This window comes from Pedobacter sp. BMA, assembly GCF_001027745.1.
Classification (GTDB): domain Bacteria; phylum Bacteroidota; class Bacteroidia; order Sphingobacteriales; family Sphingobacteriaceae; genus Pedobacter.
Genome location: NZ_LECU01000007.1, coordinates 366,781 through 386,935, shown reverse-complemented (window position 1 = coordinate 386,935; position 20,155 = coordinate 366,781). Strand labels below are relative to the sequence as shown.

Annotated in this window: 10 protein-coding genes; 9 read left to right on the top strand and 1 reads right to left on the bottom strand. The window is 43.2% G+C overall.

All coding sequences use genetic code 11. The annotated features are described in order from the left end of the window. The first annotated feature begins 198 nt into the window (after nucleotides 1-198). The 7 genes from AB669_RS17960 (at nucleotide 199) to AB669_RS17930 (ending at nucleotide 15,040) form a co-directional block, all read left to right on the top strand. Nucleotides 199-2,931, top strand: a complete 2,733-nt coding sequence (locus AB669_RS17960) for a hypothetical protein (protein WP_047800710.1) — start codon at nucleotides 199-201, stop codon at nucleotides 2,929-2,931. Then, complete coding sequence (locus tag AB669_RS17955; protein ID WP_047800709.1) at nucleotides 2,931-4,484, top strand: glycosyl hydrolase family 65 protein; 1,554 nt, start codon at nucleotides 2,931-2,933, stop codon at nucleotides 4,482-4,484. The genes AB669_RS17960 and AB669_RS17955 overlap by 1 nt, the downstream gene beginning before the upstream one ends. Nucleotides 4,485-4,533: 49 nt before the next feature. After that, nucleotides 4,534-6,078 carry a glycoside hydrolase family 28 protein gene (locus AB669_RS17950; protein ID WP_231582708.1) on the top strand — a complete coding sequence of 515 codons (1,545 nt, stop codon included), beginning with the start codon at nucleotides 4,534-4,536 and terminating at the stop codon, nucleotides 6,076-6,078. A gap of 2 nt (nucleotides 6,079-6,080) precedes the next feature. After that, nucleotides 6,081-8,900 (top strand): glycoside hydrolase N-terminal domain-containing protein, encoded by a 2,820-nt coding sequence (locus AB669_RS17945; RefSeq protein WP_047800707.1) that lies wholly within the window; start codon nucleotides 6,081-6,083, stop codon nucleotides 8,898-8,900. 2 nt (nucleotides 8,901-8,902) lie between these two features. Next, nucleotides 8,903-12,394, top strand: coding sequence for a malectin domain-containing carbohydrate-binding protein (locus AB669_RS17940; RefSeq protein WP_047800706.1), 3,492 nt, complete (start codon nucleotides 8,903-8,905; stop codon nucleotides 12,392-12,394). Between the two features lie 98 nt (nucleotides 12,395-12,492). Further along, complete coding sequence (locus AB669_RS17935; RefSeq protein ID WP_047800705.1) at nucleotides 12,493-14,049, top strand: sodium:solute symporter; 1,557 nt, start codon at nucleotides 12,493-12,495, stop codon at nucleotides 14,047-14,049. 58 nt (nucleotides 14,050-14,107) lie between these two features. Further along, nucleotides 14,108-15,040 carry a dihydrodipicolinate synthase family protein gene (locus AB669_RS17930; protein ID WP_047800704.1) on the top strand — a complete coding sequence of 311 codons (933 nt, stop codon included), beginning with the start codon at nucleotides 14,108-14,110 and terminating at the stop codon, nucleotides 15,038-15,040. A 65-nt stretch (nucleotides 15,041-15,105) separates the two neighbouring features. Here the strand turns inward: AB669_RS17930 and AB669_RS17925 are convergent, their stop codons facing one another. After that, entirely contained in the window at nucleotides 15,106-15,975 is an 870-nt protein-coding gene (locus AB669_RS17925) for an AraC family transcriptional regulator (protein WP_047800703.1), read from the bottom strand. Nucleotides 15,976-16,308: 333 nt separating this feature from the next. Here AB669_RS17925 and AB669_RS17920 point away from each other — a divergent pair, with 333 nt between their 5' ends. Both AB669_RS17920 and AB669_RS17915 read left to right on the top strand, forming a co-directional pair. Further along, nucleotides 16,309-16,980, top strand: a complete 672-nt coding sequence (locus AB669_RS17920; RefSeq protein ID WP_053058465.1) for a DUF3826 domain-containing protein — start codon at nucleotides 16,309-16,311, stop codon at nucleotides 16,978-16,980. 37 nt (nucleotides 16,981-17,017) lie between these two features. Next, nucleotides 17,018-20,155, top strand: coding sequence for a TonB-dependent receptor (locus AB669_RS17915; protein WP_047800702.1), 3,138 nt, complete (start codon nucleotides 17,018-17,020; stop codon nucleotides 20,153-20,155).

The following is a 20,155-nucleotide window of genomic DNA, read 5'->3' as shown; positions in this document are numbered from 1 at the left end:
ATTAAAATTCTTTATCTTCTAATCTAATTATTCTTTTGCTTGCCAAATAGTACTATAAGCAATTTTAAGGCATAGAAATTTTACAAAAGCGAATGGCTCATTTGCTTATATTTGAATATTATTTTTATATTTAAATAATTTATTAACCAAATATAATGCTGATCGGATTCGATTAGTCTTTTATCAGAGCCACACCGAATGAGAAAATTCCTGATTTTTGCTTTCTGTTTCCTATTATCTTTCGTTTCAATTTGTTCAGGGGCAACCATTCCATTGCAGAAAACCATTATTGTTTCCGGCAGGCAACAGTTACGTGTTCAGTTTGGCGCAGAAAGACTGTCGAAAAGCTTAACCGCCATCGGTATCAGTAACCGCATTGAAAAAAAACCGAAACCGGTCGCTGCAAAAAATAACATCGTTATTGGAACCATAGATGATCAGGCATTCGTGGCAGCGATTCCCAAAGCGATTCTCAGTAAGCTCGTTCAGCAAAAAGAAAGTTTTATCGTTTCCAGCGCGAAAGACGGTACCATTTATATTATTGGTTACGATGCTTCCGGAGCGTTGTACGGTTGTATGGAACTCGCTGATCAGGTAAAGAAAACAAAAAAAATGCCGTTGCAGATCAATCTCACTGATCGTCCGGAGATGGTGCTCAGGGGAACTTGCATCGGATTGCAGAAACCAGATTACCTCCCAGGTCACGATGTATATGAATACCCCTACACGGAGGAGACTTTCCCATGGTTATATGATAAAAAACTATGGATAAAGTATTTGGATATGATGGTGGAAAACCGTTACAATTCGCTTTATCTATGGAACGGACACCCATTTTCTTCTTTATTGCGACTAAAAGATTATCCTTATGCAGTGGAAGTGGATGAAGCGACTTTAAAGAAAAATGAGGAGATTTTTCAGTTCCTGACGCATGAGGCAGACAAAAGAGGTATTTGGGTGATCCAGATGTTTTACAATATCATTATCCCAAAGCCATTTGCCGATAAGCACGGATTGAAAACGCAGGACCGCAACCGGCCTATTATTCCTTTAATTGCCGATTACACCAAAAAGTCCATTACGGCTTTTGTAGAAAAATATCCTAACGTTGGTTTAATGGTGGCTTTAGGCGAGGCCATGGAAGGTGTGGGGCAAGACGATATTGACTGGTTTACCAAAACCATTATCCCAGGTGTAAAAGATGGTTTAAAAGCTGCGGGCATAAAAGAGGAGCCACCCATTGTACTCCGCGCTCATGATACGGATGCACCCAGTGTAATGAAAGCGGCACTGCCTCTATACAAAAATTTATATACTGAAAACAAATTTAACGGAGAGGCATTAACCACCTACCAGCCCCGTGGTGCCTGGGCAGAGCTGAACAGAAAACTGGCAGCCATTGGTACCATCAACATTTCAAATGTACATATCCTGGCAAACCTGGAGCCCTTCAGGTATGGTTCGGCAGATTTTATTCAGAAGTCAGTACAGGCCATGAACAAAATTTATGGTGCCAAAGGATTACACTTATATCCACAGGCAAGCTATTGGGACTGGCCATATACTGCTGACCAAGTGAATGGCAGATTATTAGAGGTTGACAGGGACTGGATCTGGTATAAGGAATGGGCACGCTATTCCTGGAATTCGCAGCGCGACCGTACAAAGGAAATCGATTACTGGGGCGCAGAACTGGCATCGAAATACGGCACGGATCTGGCCGGTGGCAAAGAAATATTAAATGCTTACGAAGAATCTGGAGAGATTTCGCCCAAGTTGTTGCGCAGGTATGGTATAACCGATGGTAACCGCCAGACCCTGACACTTGGTATGCTGATGACGCAGCTGATTAATCCCTACCGTTACGGTGTGTTTACCCTGATGTATGAATCGGAAGCGCCTGAAGGTGAAATGATCATTGACTATGCAGAGAAGGAATGGAAGAAACAGGGTCACATTGGTGAAACACCCATGCAGATTGCAAAAGAAGTAGTGGTACATGGCAAAAATGCCCTGGCATCGATCAATAAAGTGAAGGCCGGAAAAGATGTGGAAGAATTCAACCGTTTAAAAAACGACATGTATTGTTATGATGAAATGGCGAACTTTTATGCTGAAAAGGTGAAAGCTGCGCTCTGGATTCTTCGGTTTAAATATTCAAACCAGGTGACTGATCTGGAACAGGCTTTACCTTTCCTGCAAAACAGTGTAGATCATTATGCTAAACTAGTGAAACTCACCGAAGGGAGCTACCTGTATGCTAACAGCATGCAAACCAAACAGCGGAAAATCCCGATGCGTGGCGTAGATAAAACATTTATCCACTGGAAAGAGATGCTTCCGGTATTTACCAAAGAGCTGGAACATTTTAAAAGGAGTATTGATTCATTGAAATCGGTAAAAGGGGCGGGTATTGCAACGGTTCAGCCTTATAAAAACGCGGATGTAAAGCTGATCAGTCCATTAGAAAATTACACAGTTGAAAAAGAGACAATCGTATTCGCCGACAGCTCGGTGCGCATCAGAGAAGTCGCAGACCAGCTGACCGGATTAAAAGGGATCAGACTTTCTAAAACCAGGCAATTGAAATCTGGTACGGAGATCAGCTTCGAGACTAAGATTCCGGTGAAGCTGCTGGTCGGCTTCTTTAATCAAAAAGATGCAAAATTCTTAGCGCCACCACAACTGGAAACAGATGCGAGTGCCAATAATTACGGACAATCGGAGATTAAAATCTCAAACGCGCTGGTATTGAATGGTTATCCGCCGGCAAATGTGCATGCTTATAGTTTCCCGGCCGGAAAACATACGTTAACTTTAGGTAAAGGGGAATGCCTGGTGCTGGGTTTTATTGATGATAACCAGGAATTGCGCATTTTCAATGCGGGTTTAGATGGCAGAGGTAAGGATATAGATTGGTTATTTGAATAATGATAAATACAAAGAAAATATTATTTACAGCAGGTATCTCGCTGTTAACAATTAGCGGTTTTGCGCAACAATCGGCTATTTTAGGCACATCCAAACTTAAAAAGTATGTCGATTATTTTAACTCAATTGATACGGAGGCGGTAAAAAATTTTGTGCCGAACAGCGAGGCTTTTACCTGGCTGGCCGATCAGGCACCCATGTTCGAATGTCCTGATTCCGTATTGGAGCAAAACTATTATTATCGTTGGTGGACTTACCGCAAGCATCTGGTGAAAACTCCTGATGGATTTATCTTCACCGAGTTCATTGAGCCGGTAAAGCATGCAGGGAAATACAATTCCATCAGCTGCGCTTTGGGGCATCATATTTATGAAGGAAGATGGCTGAAAGACAATAGCTACTTAAAGGATTATATTAAGTTCTGGCTTTACAAAGCAGATATTGGGGAAAGCAAACAACGCTTCCACCAGTTTAGCAGCTGGGTAGATGACGCGGTTTACCAGAATGAACTGGTAAAACCAGACCAGGCTTTTTTAAAAGAGATTCTTCCTGCGCTGGATCTGGATTATGCCAAGTGGGAAGAGCAGCGCCAGCTTAAGAACGGTTTGTTCTGGCAAAATGATGTAAAAGATGGGATGGAAGAATCGGTTAGCGGTTCAAGGAAAGACCAGAATCAGCGTCCAACCATAAACAGTTATATGTACGGCAATGCAGTGGCTTTGAATAAGATTGCCAGTTTAATGGGTGATAAAGTAATGGCCTTAAAATACCAGGAAAAATCTGCAAGGATCAAAAGCCTGGTACAAGACAGCTTGTGGAATAGCAACGAAAATTTCTTTGAAACCAGGAAGGCAAAAGGAGGCTCATCAGCTGTAAGGGAGGCGATTGGCTTTACCCCATGGGACTTTAATTTACCTGATGATAAGGCCGTCTATGCGAAAGCCTGGGATCAGTTACTGGATACTGCGGGTTTCAAAGCGACCTGGGGCCTTACCACAGCAGAAAGAAGGGAGCCTACATTCAGGACCCGCGGTACGGGACACAGTTGTGAATGGGATGGCGCACTCTGGCCCTTTGCCAGTTCGCAAACGCTGAAGGGATTAGCTAATTTGCTAACCAACTATAAGAATCATGGCAAAATGAATGCCCGGGTATTTTACCAGGAGTTGCACCAGTATGCTGCCTCGCACGTAAAAAACGGGAAACCTTACATTGGTGAATATCAGGATGAAAAAACCGGTGAATGGTTGAAAGGGGATAACCCGCGAAGCAGCTTTTACAACCACTCTACTTTTAATGATCTGGTGATTAATGACCTGATTGGGATCAAGCCCCGTGCAGATAATGTTTTGGAAATCACCCCGCTGATTCCAAAAAACCAGTGGGATTGGTTTGTATTGGATAACCTGTCGTACCACGGAACGAGCATTACCGTGTTATGGGATAAATCCGGAAAAAGGTACAATAAGGGAAAGGGTTTCCTGATTTTTGCCAATGGAAAAGAAATTTACAAAGGCAAAGATTTGAAGGCACTAAAAGTGAAAATGGATTAATCGAAAACACACAATGAAATTAAAGCTGGTAACAATCTTTTGTATAGCGATGAGCTTATTAACCACTTCAGTGGTTGCCAATGCACAATCCTATTACAATGTTTTAAAATACGGTGCTAAAAACGATAGCAGCAAACTGGCCACAACGGCCATAAAAAATGCCATTGAAGCCGCCTCGAAAGCAGGTGGTGGTACTGTTTATTTCCCTGCGGGAAAATATTTAACAGGACCCATTCATCTGAAAAGCAATATCACCATCCTGATTGATGCCGGAGCGGAGCTGCACTTCAGCGATAATTTTGACGATTACCTGCCCATGGTAAAAAGCCGTTATGAAGGGGTTGATGTCACATCCTTTTCACCTCTTTTTTATGCCTATAAAGCCGAGAACATTTCCATCATCGGAAGGGGGCTAATCGACGGCCACGGAAAGAAATGGTGGGATTTCGTTGAAGGCTATAAGGAAGGCCAGCCGCGCTCGAAATGGCAAACCACTTTCGACGGACTCAACAAAGATATTGTGCTTCCGGATGATCCGAAGCAAATGAAACGCGGTTTCCTCCGTCCGCCGTTTATACAGCCTATGTTCTGTAAAAATGTGTTGATTGAAGGCATTACCATCAGAAATTCTCCATTCTGGACAGTTAATCCGGAGTTTTGCGAAAATGTAAAGGTTCACGCGGTGACCATTAATAATCCACATTCGCCAAACACGGATGGGATTAATCCTGAATCCTGCAACAATGTGCACATTTCTGATTGCCACATCAGCGTAGGTGATGACTGTATTACCATCAAATCGGGTAAAGATGAGCCCGGACGTAAGATGGCTGTTCCTGCAGAAAATTATGTGATCACCAATTGTACCATGCTATCCGGTCATGGCGGTGTGGTAATCGGCAGTGAAATGAGCGGCGATGTGCGGAAAATAACCATTTCAAACTGCGTGTTTGATGGTACTGATCGTGGCATCAGAATTAAAACCGCCAGAGGGAGAGGCGGCATCGTGGAAGAAATCAGGGTGAGTAATATTATCATGAAAAATATTAAAGATCAGGCTATCGTACTGGATATGCAATATGCTAAAACCAATGTCGAGCCGGTTTCTGAGCGTACTCCAAAATTCAGGAATATTCATCTCAGCAATATCACCGGACAGGTAAATCAGGCAGGCTACTTAAATGGCCTGGAGGAGATGCCAATTGAAAACGTAACTTTCAACGACATCAATATGGAGGCTAAAACGGGATTCAGCATATCCAATGCCAACCTGATTGAATTCCATAACGTTACGGTAAACACAGAAATCGGCCCTGCACTAAAAGCCCTGAATTTAACCCAGTTGATTGTTGACGGCTTCAAAAGCTATAAACCGAACACGGCGGCAGTGGTGGATCTGATGAATGTAAGCGATGCTTTTATTTATAATGCCTTCCCCGTTCCGGCCACGGCAACCTATCTTAAATTGAGTGGGAAGACCACCAAAAATATCACCTTAGGCAATAACAACTTTGGAAAGATCAAGGCAGCCGTTAAAAAAGATGGCGATGTGACCGAAAATGTCAATGTAATTTCTGGTGATAAAGGGCAGTAGAGATGAGGTTTGCAATACGGAAATATGTTTTGGCAATTTGCAGCCTGTGGCTCACTTTTCAGGCAAATGCCCAGGATGGGAATCAGTTACTGTGGTACAATAAACCTGCGGAAAAATGGACTGACGCCCTTCCTATCGGAAACGGGCGCTTAGGCGCAATGATTTTCGGAGGTGTAAACCACGATCATATTCCATTCAATGAAGAAACATTATGGACGGGTAAGCCCCGCAATTACAATAAGAAAGGTGCTTCGCGATATCTTGCTCAAATCAGGAAGCTTTTAGCGGAAGGAAAGCAGAAAGAGGCCGAGACTTTGGCGCAGGCGGAGTTTATGGGGGTGGAAAGTGAAGCAGGCAATAAGGCTGCCTGGGTAGAGGAAATGAAAGCCGGAAAAGGCATTCAAGGCAATCCTGCACTTCCCGGTTTTGATGATCAAAACTGGAAAGAGTTGGCCGTTCCGAGTTATGAGGGCTGGGAAACTGTGGGCTTACAAAACCTGGATGGGGCAGTGTGGTTTCGCACGAGCATCGATGTGCCAGAAAGCTGGGTAGGTAAAGAGCTGACCTTAGATTTAAACAAAATCTTCGACGAGGATTTCACCTATGTTAACGGAGAACTGGTTGGCCATACGGATAAACCGGATGCACGAAAATATACAGTTCCGGCAAAGCTGATCAAGGCCGGAACAAATACAATAGCCATTCAGGTATTCAATTACGCTGATCGTGGTGGCATAGGTGGTTATAAAGATACCACCAAACCTATCGGGATTTATCCTGCAGGAAGCAATGTCGGTCAGGGAATCTCCCTGGTTAAAACCTGGAAGTATAAAATTCAGAATGCAAGCCCACCCGCAACACCGCAATATCAGGCCAGCTATCAACCTTTTGGTGATTTAGATTTAAACTTCCATCACGGCAAAGCAGCTGTTTCGAACTACAAGCGTTCACTTGATTTAACTACGGCCATTTCCAAAACCTCCTATACCGTAAATGACGTTCATTTCGAAAGGAGCTATTTCGCCAGTCAGCCTAACCAGGCAATAGTGGTTCATTTGACCTCCGATACCAAAAGATCTGTAAGCTTTGAAGCCTCATTTTCCAGCGTTCATCCGCAATCTTCGGTCAGGATGCTCGATCAGCATACTATCGCACTGAAGGTGCAGGTAAAAGACGGTGCGTTGAAGGGGGAAAGCCGTCTGATGATTATTACCAGGAATGGCAATGTAAAGGTTGTGGGCAATAAAATCATGATCAGCAAGGCTGATGAGGCCACTTTGTTTTTAACCGCAGGAACTAACTTTATCAATGCAGGTGATGTTTCCGGTAAGCCGGAACAAGCCAGCATTATAGCATTGAAATCTTTAAAAGGGAAAAGCTACGCAACGCTTAAGGAAAACCATATTCGTGAGTACCAGTCTTACTACAATCGTTTTAAAATAGATTTCGGCTGGTCGGATAATGAAAAACTGCCTACTGATGAACGCTTAATCAGATTTGCAACCTCCAGTGATCCGGCTTTTGCCGCCTTGTATATGCAATATGGCCGCTATCTGCTCATTTCCAGTTCCCGGCCGGGTACGCAACCGGCAAACCTTCAGGGGATCTGGAATGATTTACTGAGTCCACCATGGGGAAGCAAGTATACCACCAATATTAATCTGGAAATGAACTATTGGCCGGCCGAAAACCTGAACCTTGCTGATTTAAACGATCCGCTGTTTCAAAAAATAAAGGGACTGGCAACAAAGGGTGCTGAAACCGCAAAAGATTATTATAACGCCCGGGGCTGGGTGTTGCACCACAATACAGACATATGGAACGGTACTGCGCCGATTAATGCATCCAACCATGGCATTTGGGTAACCGGGGCCGGCTGGTTGAGCGAACATTTATGGGAACATTATCTGTTTGCCAGGGACGAGCGTTTTCTAAGAAATGAGGCCTATCCGGTGATGAAGGATGCTGCGTTGTTTTTTGAAGATTTCCTGGTTAAGGATCCAAAGACAGGCTGGCTGATCAGTACACCGTCGAATTCTCCGGAAAACGGGGGGCTGGTAGCCGGACCAACAATGGATCACCAGATTATCCGTTCGCTATTTAATAACTGTATAGCCGCTTCGCGTTTACTAAATGTCGATGCCGCTTTCAGAAAGGAACTGGAAGACAAAGTAAAACAAATTGCGCCAAACCAGATTGGGAAATACGGACAATTGCAGGAGTGGCTCGAAGATAAAGATGATACAGCCAGCAAACACCGGCACGTTTCGCATTTATGGGGGGTGTTTCCGGGAAATGACATTACCTGGGACCAGGATACAAAGCTCATGAACGCCGCCAGAAAATCACTGATTTACCGGGGAGATGAGGCCACGGGCTGGAGCCTGGCCTGGAAAATCAATTTCTGGGCACGCTTTAAAGAGGGTGACCATGCCATGAAGCTGATCAAGATGCTCCTGAAACCGGCTAATGGTGGTGCAGGTTCGTATGTGAACCTATTCGATGCCCATCCGCCATTTCAGATTGACGGAAACTTTGGTGGTGCAGCGGGAATAGCAGAGATGCTGGTGCAAAGCCACCAGGGCTACCTGGATATTTTGCCTGCTTTGCCAACAGATATCCCGAACGGGGAAGTTAGCGGTTTACGCGCCCGTGGTGGTTTTGAGCTGGGATTGAGCTGGGATAAAGGGCGCCTGATTTCATTGGTCGTGAAATCAACGGCCGGAGGAAAATGCAAGGTGAAGTACCAGGATAAGAACATTGAATTTGATACAAAGGCTGGTGGGAAATACCGGTTGAACGGGGATTTGAAGCTTAACTAACGATGAAGAATACAAAAAGGTTACTGATTATTTTCCTGTTGTTTTCAGCGGCCGGGTTAAATGCCCAGACGAGGAAAGATATTTCTTTAAACGCAGATTGGCTAAGCATAGCTGATAAGCAGAATATTCAGGCCTATCAGGGTTTTGAAGGCTTGCATTATCGGCCGGCAAACTGGAAAAAAGTAAATGTTCCGCACAACTGGGACCAGTACGAGGGCTATCAGCGCAAGCTGCATGGCAATAAACATGGTTATGCCTGGTATCGTAAAACTTTCAAAAGCAATGAATCTGGTGCGGGAAAAAGACAATTCCTTTATTTTGAAGGCGTAGGTTCTTATGCCACCGTATGGCTGAACGGAAAAAAGATTGGTTATCATGCAGGTGGACGAACCACTTTCACACTTGATGTTACCGGAGTAATCAAACTGAACAATGAGGAAAATATTCTTGCTGTTCGTGCCGATCACCCTGCCAATATTCAGGATTTACCCTGGGTAGATGGAGGCTGTTCTACAGAACGCGGTTTTTCTGAAGGCTCACAACCCATGGGTATTTTCCGCCCGGTGCATTTGATTACCACAAATGAAGTCAGAATTCAGCCCTTTGGTGTGCACATCTGGAATGATGACCGGATTTCAGAAATAGAGGCGGTTTTGAACCTCGCGACAACCATTAAAAATTACAGTGGCCAGTCAAGATCAATAAGCGTTTCCACGCAACTCCTTGATGCTGGTGGGAAGGTGGTGAAGTCTTTGAAAAGTGTGCTTAGTATCCCTGCAGGCAAGGAAACCGAGCTCAGTCAGCAGACGGATAAAATCATTGATCCTCAGCTCTGGTCTCTGGAAAATCCATACCTGTATACCTTGAGAACCACGCTATCAGAAAATGGCAAAGTACTTGATGAAGTTAACACGCCCTATGGCATCCGCTGGATCAGCTGGCCCATTGGCGATAGGGCCTCACAGAAAGTATTTCTATTAAATGGAAAGCCGGTATTTATAAATGGTATTGCCGAATATGAACATTTAATCGGGCAGAGCCATGCCTTTTCAAACGCACAGATTTCATCGAGGGTAAGGCAGATTAAAGCTGCTGGTTTCAATGCCTTTCGCGATGCACATCAGCCTCATAATTTATTGTACTCATCATATTGGGATAAGGAAGGAATCTTATGCTGGACACAAATGGCCGCGCACATCTGGTATGATACTCCGGCATTCCGGAATAATTTCAAAGCGTTGTTAACCGAATGGGTAAAAGAACGCCGCAACAGCCCTGCAGTAGTACTATGGGGACTGGAAAATGAAAGTACCCTGCCCGAAGCTTTTGCAAAGGAATGTACCGAACTAATCAGAAAACTCGATCCGACAGCCTCATCGCAGCGAAAAGTAACCACCTGTAATGGAGGTAAGGGTACAGATTGGGACGTTCCGCAAAACTGGACGGGGACTTATGGTGGAAATCCGCTAAGCTATGGCGAAGACCTGCAGCGACAAGTGCTGGTGGGTGAATATGGTGCCTGGAGAACCATCGACCTACATGATACAGATGCCAATGGTAAAGGCTATACAGAAAACAAGATGACCGACCTGATGGAAACCAAAGTCCGCCTGGCTGAAACGGTTAAAGATAAAACTGCTGGTCACTTTTTTTGGCTATACAGCTCGCACGATAACCCGGGAAGGGTACAGGGAGGCGAGGGGTTGAGAGACCTGGACCGGGTTGGACCGGTAAATTACAAAGGGATGTACACTCCCTGGGAGGAACCGACAGACGTATTTTATATGTTCAGGGCGAATTATGCGTCGAAGAAGACGGAGCCGATGGTGTATATCATCTCGCATACCTGGCCAAACCGCTGGACTAAGCCCGGCATTAAGGATAGTATTGTTGTGTATTCAAACTGTGATGAGGTAGAGCTTTTCAATGATGTGAACGGTCAGTCGTTAGGCAGGAAAAAACGTGGAATTGTGGGCACTCATTTCCAATGGGATAAACCAGAAATTAAATATAATGTACTGTATGCTGTGGGATATGTGGATGGGAAGGCTGTTGCGAAAGATCAGATCGTTTTGAATGACCTGCCTCCATCGCCCGGCTTTAACCGTCTGTTGGAAAAGACTACGGTTTTAGCACCGCAGATGGGATATCAATACCTGTACCGGCTAAACTGTGGCGGACCCGCTTATCAGGATGCGTCCGGAAACGTATGGCTGGCCGATCAGCAATTAAGCACTGATGGAAAAAAGTATGGATCAGGTTCGTGGACAGATGCCTTCCCGGGTGTACCAGCTTTTTTTGCCAGTCAGCGAAGAACATACTCCCCGATTCAGGGCAGTTCAGACTGGAAGCTTTTTCAATCTTTCCGATATGGCAGAGATCAGTTAAAGTTCAGTTTTCCTGTACCCGCCGATGGGGAGTATCTGGTAGAGCTATATTTCATTGAGCCCTGGCTGGGTATTGGTGGCGGCATGCATGCCGAAAAAATGAGGCTGTTTGATGTAGCCATCAATAATCGGGTGGTATTAAAGGACCTTGATATCTGGAAGGAAGCAGGAACAAACAAAGTGCTAAAAAAAACCGTCAGGGCATTCGTGAAAGGCGGGCAGCTGGTGGTTTCTTTTCCTCAGGTTAAAGTGGGACAGGCACTTATTTCGGCCATTGCCATCGCTACAACAGATCAGCAGGTTAAAGTGGCCGATCAACGTAATCAGATTGTTGAACCCGGTGCAAGTAATGAATATCAGTTAAAAAGCTGGATGGATGTCGGCGATCAGCAGTATGCCGGTAACAGGGCAACTTTCAACCAACTTCCGCCAAACTTATATGGCGCAGAGTGGATTCAGTTTAAGTCTGCCGCTTCAAAAAGACAAGTTAAATTCAAAATGAACCGGGAGGCAGATGTATTTGTACTGAGCAGCCCTGGTTCTGAAAGCATGAAGCTTTATGAAGATACTAAAACGCAGGTTGTAAACAGTGTTGGGGATCACTTCAACGTGTATCGAAAACGATTCAAAAAAGATGATGAGATAGATTTACAGGGAGATTTTGCCAATGTGGTAATTGTTCCACCAAGTGAGCTTGCACCTGCCTATGATTTAAAAACGGTCACTTCTTACAAAGCAACCGATGCGGTATTAAGGGGAACCAGTATTGTTAGAGCTGAACTGATGGGCAAACCTCGTGTAACTTTCAAATCAGCAAGTGGAGGTATCTTGGAATGGAGCATTCAGGTGGGGGTAGCAGATACCTACTCATTAACGATCAAATATCATAATCCGTCCGATAAACCTTTAAAAGCTAAACTCGTATTTTCATCTGCCGACGGGACAGTAATGAAAACTGTACAACTGGAATTTGCTGCCACAAAAGAGGGCAAGTGGAACTACCTGAACACCGATACCGGCAGCATGATTAACGCCGGAAGCTATAAGGTGAGTGTGGTTGCGGTAGATGCTAATGCACTGACCATTGATGCTTTAGATGTTCAATAAGATAATATGGTATAAGATGTAGCGAAAATCTTATATGAATGCTGATATTTAGCCATGCATATTTGTTTCAACCAAATTAATAAACGAGCCAACAATTAATGAGAGGTCTTCCTGTATTCGATCTGGCGATTATCTTCATTTACCTTGTTGGGATGATATTAGTTGGTGTATATTTTTCGCGAAAAAATAAAAATACCGAGCAATTTACAAAAGCCTCGGGCCTCATTCCCGGATGGGCAATAGGTTTATCCATTTATGCTACGTTTCTAAGCAGCAACACTTTTTTAGGGGTTCCCGGAAAAGCATTCGGGAGCAACTGGAATGCATTTGTATTTAGTATCTCTATGCCGCTGGCCGCATGGGTGGCATCGAAATATTTCGTGCCTTTTTACCGCCGCAGTGGAGAGATATCTGCCTACACCCATCTGGAAAAGCGCTTTGGCGCATGGGCAAGGGTATATGCCGTAATTTGTTTCTTGCTCACGCAACTGGCCAGGATGGGTTCTATATTTTTTGGAATTGCCCTGAGTCTGCAGGCCCTAACAGGTTATTCCATGCAGTTGATTATGATTGTAATGGGCATTTGCATTATCTTCTATACCGTTTTGGGGGGAATAGAAGCAGTGATCTGGACAGAAGTGGTTCAGGCAGTTGTTAAAACACTGGGTGCTTTGCTCATTCTCTACCTGATTGTTCGCAACATGGACGGGGGGGTAGATAGGATAATTGAAATTGGGAAATCGGCCAATAAATTTAGTCTGGGTAGCTTTAGAATGGACTTCACCAGCTCATCCTTTTGGGTGGTTCTGCTGTATGGTTTTTTCATTAACCTGAATAACTTTGGGATGGATCAGAACTATATTCAGCGTTATCACACGGCCTCTTCAGCTAAAGCTGCGTCCCGGTCGGTGTGGTTATGTGTATGGTTATATATTCCCGCTTCGCTGTTGTTTTTTATTATAGGATCTTGCCTGTTTGCTTATTATGAGGTTAACCCTGATCTGGTACAGTCTATCAAACATCAGGTAGCGGTAGAACGTTTGCCTTTACACGCTTCGGCAGCGGAGATTTTAAGGGTTCAGCAGGCCTTGCAGCCTGCAGATTACGGCGATAAAATTATGCCGGACTTTATGGTAACGAAAATTCCGGTCGGCTTGGTCGGCTTAATTGTATCCGCCATTTTATCGGCAGCCATGAGTACCATCAGCTCGGGCATGAATGCTTCGGCGACGGTATTTTCGGTTGATATCTATAAACGCTATTTTAAAAAGGATATCACTGAGAAACAAAACCTGTCGATGTTGCACGTGGCCACAATTGGATTTGGTTTACTGGGCATGTTGGCTGGAATTGCCATGATTGGTGTGAAAAGTATATTGGACATGTGGTGGCAGCTATCGGGGATTTTTGCTGCGGGTATGCTCGGCTTGTTTCTGCTTGGGATTGTAAGTAAACAAAGCAAAAACCATGAAGCAATTATTGCCACCTTGATAGGGATACTGGTAATTATCTGGATGACTTTTTCTTCACTGTTACCTGAGGAATATGAGGCATTTAGAAATCCGCTACATCAGAATATGATTATTGTGGTGGGAACACTAACCATATTTCTGGTTGGCGTTTCCCTTACGAAAGTTAAAAAGCTTAACACCTGACCCGGGCAACTGCAAAAGCCGGGTAATAAAATAAAACAATAGTTAACACCAGATTACAATGGAAAACTCACAAAAGGGGTTCATCCCGGTTATGCTCACGCCTTTTTTAAGCAATGGCAACATTGATTATCCTGCACTTACTCAATTGACAGAAATTTATCTGCAGGCGGGTGCTTCGGGTCTGTTTGCAAATTGTCTCTCGAGTGAGATGTTTGAATTGAATGAGAAGGAGAGGTTGCAGGCCATTAAGCATGTGGTTAAAATTGTTGATGGCGCTGTTCCTGTAGTTGCTACAGGTACTTTTGGTGGCGCAATTTCCCGGCAGGCTGAGTTTGTAAAACAGGTGAGCGACGCAGGTGTGGAAGCTGTAATCGTCATCACCAGTTTACTGGCAGCTGAAAATGAAGCTGATGAAGTACTGGATGACCGGGTCTCCGATTTGCTGAATCAGACGGGTGAGATTCCCCTGGGCTTTTATGAGTGTCCGGTACCTTACAAAAGGGTGTTAAAACCATCACAACTGGCTGAATATGTAGCTAGCGGAAGAGTGATTTACCATAAAGACACCTGTCTCGATTTGGATCAGATCAGGCAAAAGCTCACTTTAACTAAAGGACATGCTTTTGGGCTTTATGATGCCTATATGGGGCATGCAGTTGAATCTTTAAAAGCAGGCGCTTCTGGTTTATCTTGTATCCAGGGAAATTACTTCCCCGAGTTAATCGTGTGGCTATGCGACCACTATAACGGTGCGGCATTGCAGCATGAAGTGCAAGTTGTGCAGCAGTTTCTGATCAAAAATATGGAGGTGATGCATGAGGTTTATCCTTTAGTTTCAAAATACTTCCTTCAGAAAAGGGGTTTAAATATCGGTACCTTTACCCGCAGGAATGTGGGGAAGGTAACACCGGCAACAATCAAAAATGTAGACCAACTGTATGCGGATTATGCCGCGCTCAGGAGCGATCTTAATATTGAGGTTTTCGTATAGTAACGGAAACAAAGCGGCCACGGAATGTATTAACTTTTGAACCACCTAAGACATGTGAGAACATCTTAATTGAGATACTTCCTTTTATAATCCAGGGGCGTCATGCCCGTTACTTTCTTAAAATGCCTGTAAAAATTAGATACGTTATTGAAACCGCAATCGAAACAGATCACTTCTGTTGGCAACTTGTTCTCCACCAATAATCTGCAGGCATGGCTTACTCTGATCTCTATCAGGAAATCGTAAAAGGTCTTTTTAGTCATGAGCTTAAAATAGCGGCAGAAGGAGGTGACACTCAGGTTACTTAGTGAAGCCACTTCTTCAAGCGTAATGTCTTTTTTATAGTTACTCAGCGTATAATTACAAATCTTATTGATCCTTACGGTTTCCGACTCGTTGGATTGATAAAATGTATTTTTTCCGCTAACGATACTATCATATTCTTCGGTTTCTGCAAGCGTTTTAATGATGGACAGCAAAATAATGATCCTGTCGAGATTGGTCGCATCAACAGCCATACGCATCAGGTCGACCAGCTTGTGTTTTGCTTTCCCATTGATCACCATACCGCTTTTTGCTTTTTCAAATAATTTTGGAATGAGATAAGCTTCGGGAAGGGTAAGAATATATTTGCCTAAACAGTCGGGCAAAAAATGAATCACCATTGCTTCAGTATTTAAATCCGGATTGTTCTGAAAATACTCTTCCTTACATCTCCAGGTATGCGGCAGGTTTTCTCCAAGGAGAATCATTTCATCTGGTTCAAAGTTGCTGATGTTGTCGCCGATAAACCGTACGCCTTCGCCTTTAATTACATAATGTAGTTCCAGTTCGGGATGGTAATGCCAGATGTTTCCGAAGTCGGGCTTAATATCGTGACGGATGCTGAATGAACTTTGCAGGGTAATGGGTACTTTGTGAAAATGAGGTTTCATGCGTTAGGTTTAAAAATATCTGGTTAGCGGTTCTTCTATGCTCAAAAGCAACAGGTTGACGCCTTAAAGTTAAAACGTATTATGGTAATATCCTATATTAATTAGATAAAAACTATCATTAAAAACGACTGTGGATTGTTGAGTTTTGTAGAAAGGCCGCTAGGCCCTAACCAAAATATAAACCGGCAAATTATTTTTATATAAATTTTTTGTTTATTAATGAAATAATAGAGCATAAAACACAAAGAAATTTTACTAGTTTCGGATAGCCGTTTTTGCCATTTGCAATAACGTCAATTTAACCAAAATTCAATTCACAATAAAATTCAAATTATGAGAGTATCGTTTTTAGCATTGTTGTTAACCTTCTCCAGTATAGCTGTAAGTTTTGCCCAGAACAACGCGATTGAAGATAAGGCTGCTTATCAAAAGGTAATTACTGAGCGTGCTGATAAAATAGTAGCCAATCTTGGTGTTAAAGATGCCGGAAAAGCAGAGAAGGTGAGAAATGTAATCAGAGATCAGTACAGTAACCTCAATGATATTTACAGCGCGCGCGATGCCAAAGTTGCAGCCATTAAGGATCAGCAGAAAGATAATAAGGTTGAGCGCGATTCTGCCCTGGCTAAACAAGCCCGTATTACTGATGCCGAGCTGGCAAAACTCCACAAAAAGTATATCAGCAAACTTTCTGCTCAATTAACTACTGAGCAGGTTGAAGGGGTGAAAAACGGTATGACCTATAATGTGATGCCCAATACTTATAAAGCCTATCAGGAAGAAATCCTGACTTTAACTGAAGATCAGAAAAAACAGATTTTTACCTGGCTTAACGAGGCACGCGAGCGGGCAATGGATGCAGAGTCGTCGGATAAAAAGCATGCCTGGTTCGGTAAGTATAAAGGACGGATCAACAACTATTTATCAGCTGCGGGCTATGATCTGAAAAAAGAGGGCGTAGAGTGGGAGAAGAGGCGGAAGGCGAAAGCGGCTGAAGCAAACTAAAAACCAGAAAAAACAGTAACTAACCAAATAAACTATTATGAGAATTAAAATTTTGAGCAGAGCCTCCCGGGCTCTGTTGGTGCTGCTTTTTGCCTCAACTTTCGCTTTTGCACAGCAGAAACAGATCAGAGGCAAGGTAGTAGACAAGAAAGACGGGCAGCCCATCCCTGGGGTAAGCGTTGGCATTAGAGGTAAAACCAACAACGTTGGTACTAATGATAAAGGTGAATTCGCCTTATACGCAGATCCGGCCACTGATGCATTGGTTTTCTCTTATATTGGCTATGTCAGACAAGTGGTGCCATTGGATGGGAAAGTTACTTTGCAGGTTAACCTTGCCGAAGATTCACAGAATCTGGATGATGATGCCGTTATTGTAGTGGGGTATGGTGTAAAAAAGAAATCTGAAATTTTAGGCTCAGTAGCCAACATAAAAGCAGAAGAAATACAGGATTTACCAGTTCCAAATATCGCAGCTGCTTTGAGGAACAAAATTCAGGGCGTTGGTGTAAATACTGTTTCAGGGAAGCCAGGCTCATCCATTACTTTGAATATCCGTAACTCCACTGCTTCTGAACAATCACAATTATATGGTGTTACATCCGAGCCATTGTATGTAATCGATGGTATTACCGTTTCCAGAGATGAATTTGACAATATCGACGTGTCGATGGTTGAAGATATTTCTTTCCTCAAGGATGCTTCTGCGGCTATCTACGGCGCTTCAGGCGCAAAGGGCGTTGTGTTAATTACTACGAAACGGGGAAAGACTGGCAAACCCAAAATCAGTTACACTGGATATGTTGGCATACAGGATAATACGAGTGATGTTAAAATGTTGAGTGCTTACGAACATGCAACATTACTTAATGATGCGAACAAGATCAAAAATGCGGCGACATCTTCTTTATTTTCTGATGCAGATCTGGAATTGCTGAAAAACAATCCCAATAAAAGCTGGTTCGATGAATTGTGGCAAACTGCTACCACAAACCGGCATAATATTAATGTGTCAGGCGGATCAGAAGCAATTACCTTTTTCGCAGGTGGAAATTATTACAATGAAACCGGTAATTATGGCGGTATTACCTATAATAAATACGCTTTTCGTTCGGGTATGAACGCAAAGATATTACCTGGTTTAACTGCAGATGTAACACTGAATTTTGATTTCAATAAAAAAAACAGCGATACTTATAAAAATGGAGGTGAGAATGATCAGGCATTTTTTCAGCAGCTAATTACCACTCCCATGTGGGTGCCTATACAAATTGATGGTAAGCCGGTAAATTATAATGGTACAACTAACCCGTTGGCAGTTATTAATTCAGGGAATAACATTTTTACCAAATCGCAGGGTTTAAATATCAATGCAGCCATTAACTACAGTCCCACTTTCATTAAAGGCTTAACAGCGAGTGTACGGTTCGGTAAAAATAACCGCGGCGGAACCAGCGGACAATATGTGCCACCATACACCGTGTATAATTTTAGAATGACAGGGCAAAACGGATTGTTATACACCAATGAGTCCATTGGTTCTGTTACAGCAGTTGGGGTTGCCAACACCTTATTATTAAAAGGAACAACTACCGAATCAAGCTATCAGGCTATTGGGTCATTAAATTACAGCCGCACTTTTGGTAAACATTCTGTATCTGCAATGGCTGCATTTGATCAATCTGAAGGTAACAGTGAATCATTAACAGTGTACTGGAGAAATCAGGTCCTGCCAAATATAGATCAGTATTGGGGATTCGACCAATCTACCTTTACCATGCAGGAGAATACCTTCGGAGAATCTGTACAGCGTTCATACGTTAGTCGTTTTAATTACGATTATGATAAAAAATACTTACTTGAGGCAATTGCCAGATGGGATGCCTCTTCTAATTTTGCTCCTGGAAACAGATGGGGATTATTCCCGAGCTTAGGCATAGGCTGGGTAATCAGTCAGGAAAACTTCTTCAAAGAGAATGTGAAAGTGGTAAATAACCTGAAGGTTAGGGCTAATTATGGTTTGGTAGGGGAGAGCCGTGTGGATGCACGTTTGTGGCAATCCAGATATAAAGTCGATCCTAATGGATATTCGTACAATGAAACTTTATACGGAGGCTTAAACCCGTCCATCTTGCCTAATCCGGATATCACCTGGGAGAAAGCCAGAACAATGAATCTCGGATTGGATGCCTCTTTATTTAATAACAAACTGAATATTACCTATGAATTTTACCACCGATACTCTTATGATATGTTCGATAAAGGAAATAATGAGAACTTCCCGATGTACGCTGGTTTCGAAGCTCCTATAGTAAACTATCAACAGAGAACAGCGTGGGGTCATGAAATTTCCATCGGCTACAAAACCCGGTTTGCAAAAGACTGGAGCATATCTACCGACGTAATGTTCGGATTTGGCAATAGCCGGATTGATCGGATGTTCTACAATCAGTTTCAGTTATGGGATATCACCTACCCTGATTTGAAATATCAGTTTGGTACCAACCCGAATGTATACAATTCATCTAATTATGGCCTGATATCCAAAGGAATGTTCAGAAGTCAGGCTGAAGTAGACGCCTTTTTAAATAAGAATCCTACTTACACCATTAATGGTTCAGTTCCACAGGTTGGATGGTTGTACTACGAGGATACCAACGGTGATGGTAAGATAACGGAAAAGGATCAGACCCTTATGTTTAAGAGCACGAATGGTTTTGGTGTTGGATTTAATGTTGGTTTAAATTATAAATCATTCAGTTTGGCAACGAACTTTGTAACCCGTTTCGGAGGTAAGGTTTTCTTCGATGCAAAATCCAAAGCACCTGCCAGCAATACGGTAAACGTTCCGGCCTATTGGAAAGACCACTGGACCCCTGAAAATCCGAATGCAGCATTTCCCCGTTATGATGATCCTTCAATCGCTGCTGGCTGGAATTCTACCTTTTGGGCAAGAAGCGGAACCATGATCAGGATTAATAATATGACACTGACCTATAAAATGCCTAAATCATTAACCAGCAGACTTGGACTAAGCGATTCGCGTTTGGTTGTAGCCGGCAATAACCTTTGGACAATCGTAAATCCGCTAGACTACAAAGATCCCTATTCATCAACCATTTATGATTATCCAACACTAAGAACCATTTCAGTTGGACTAAATGTAAGTCTTTAA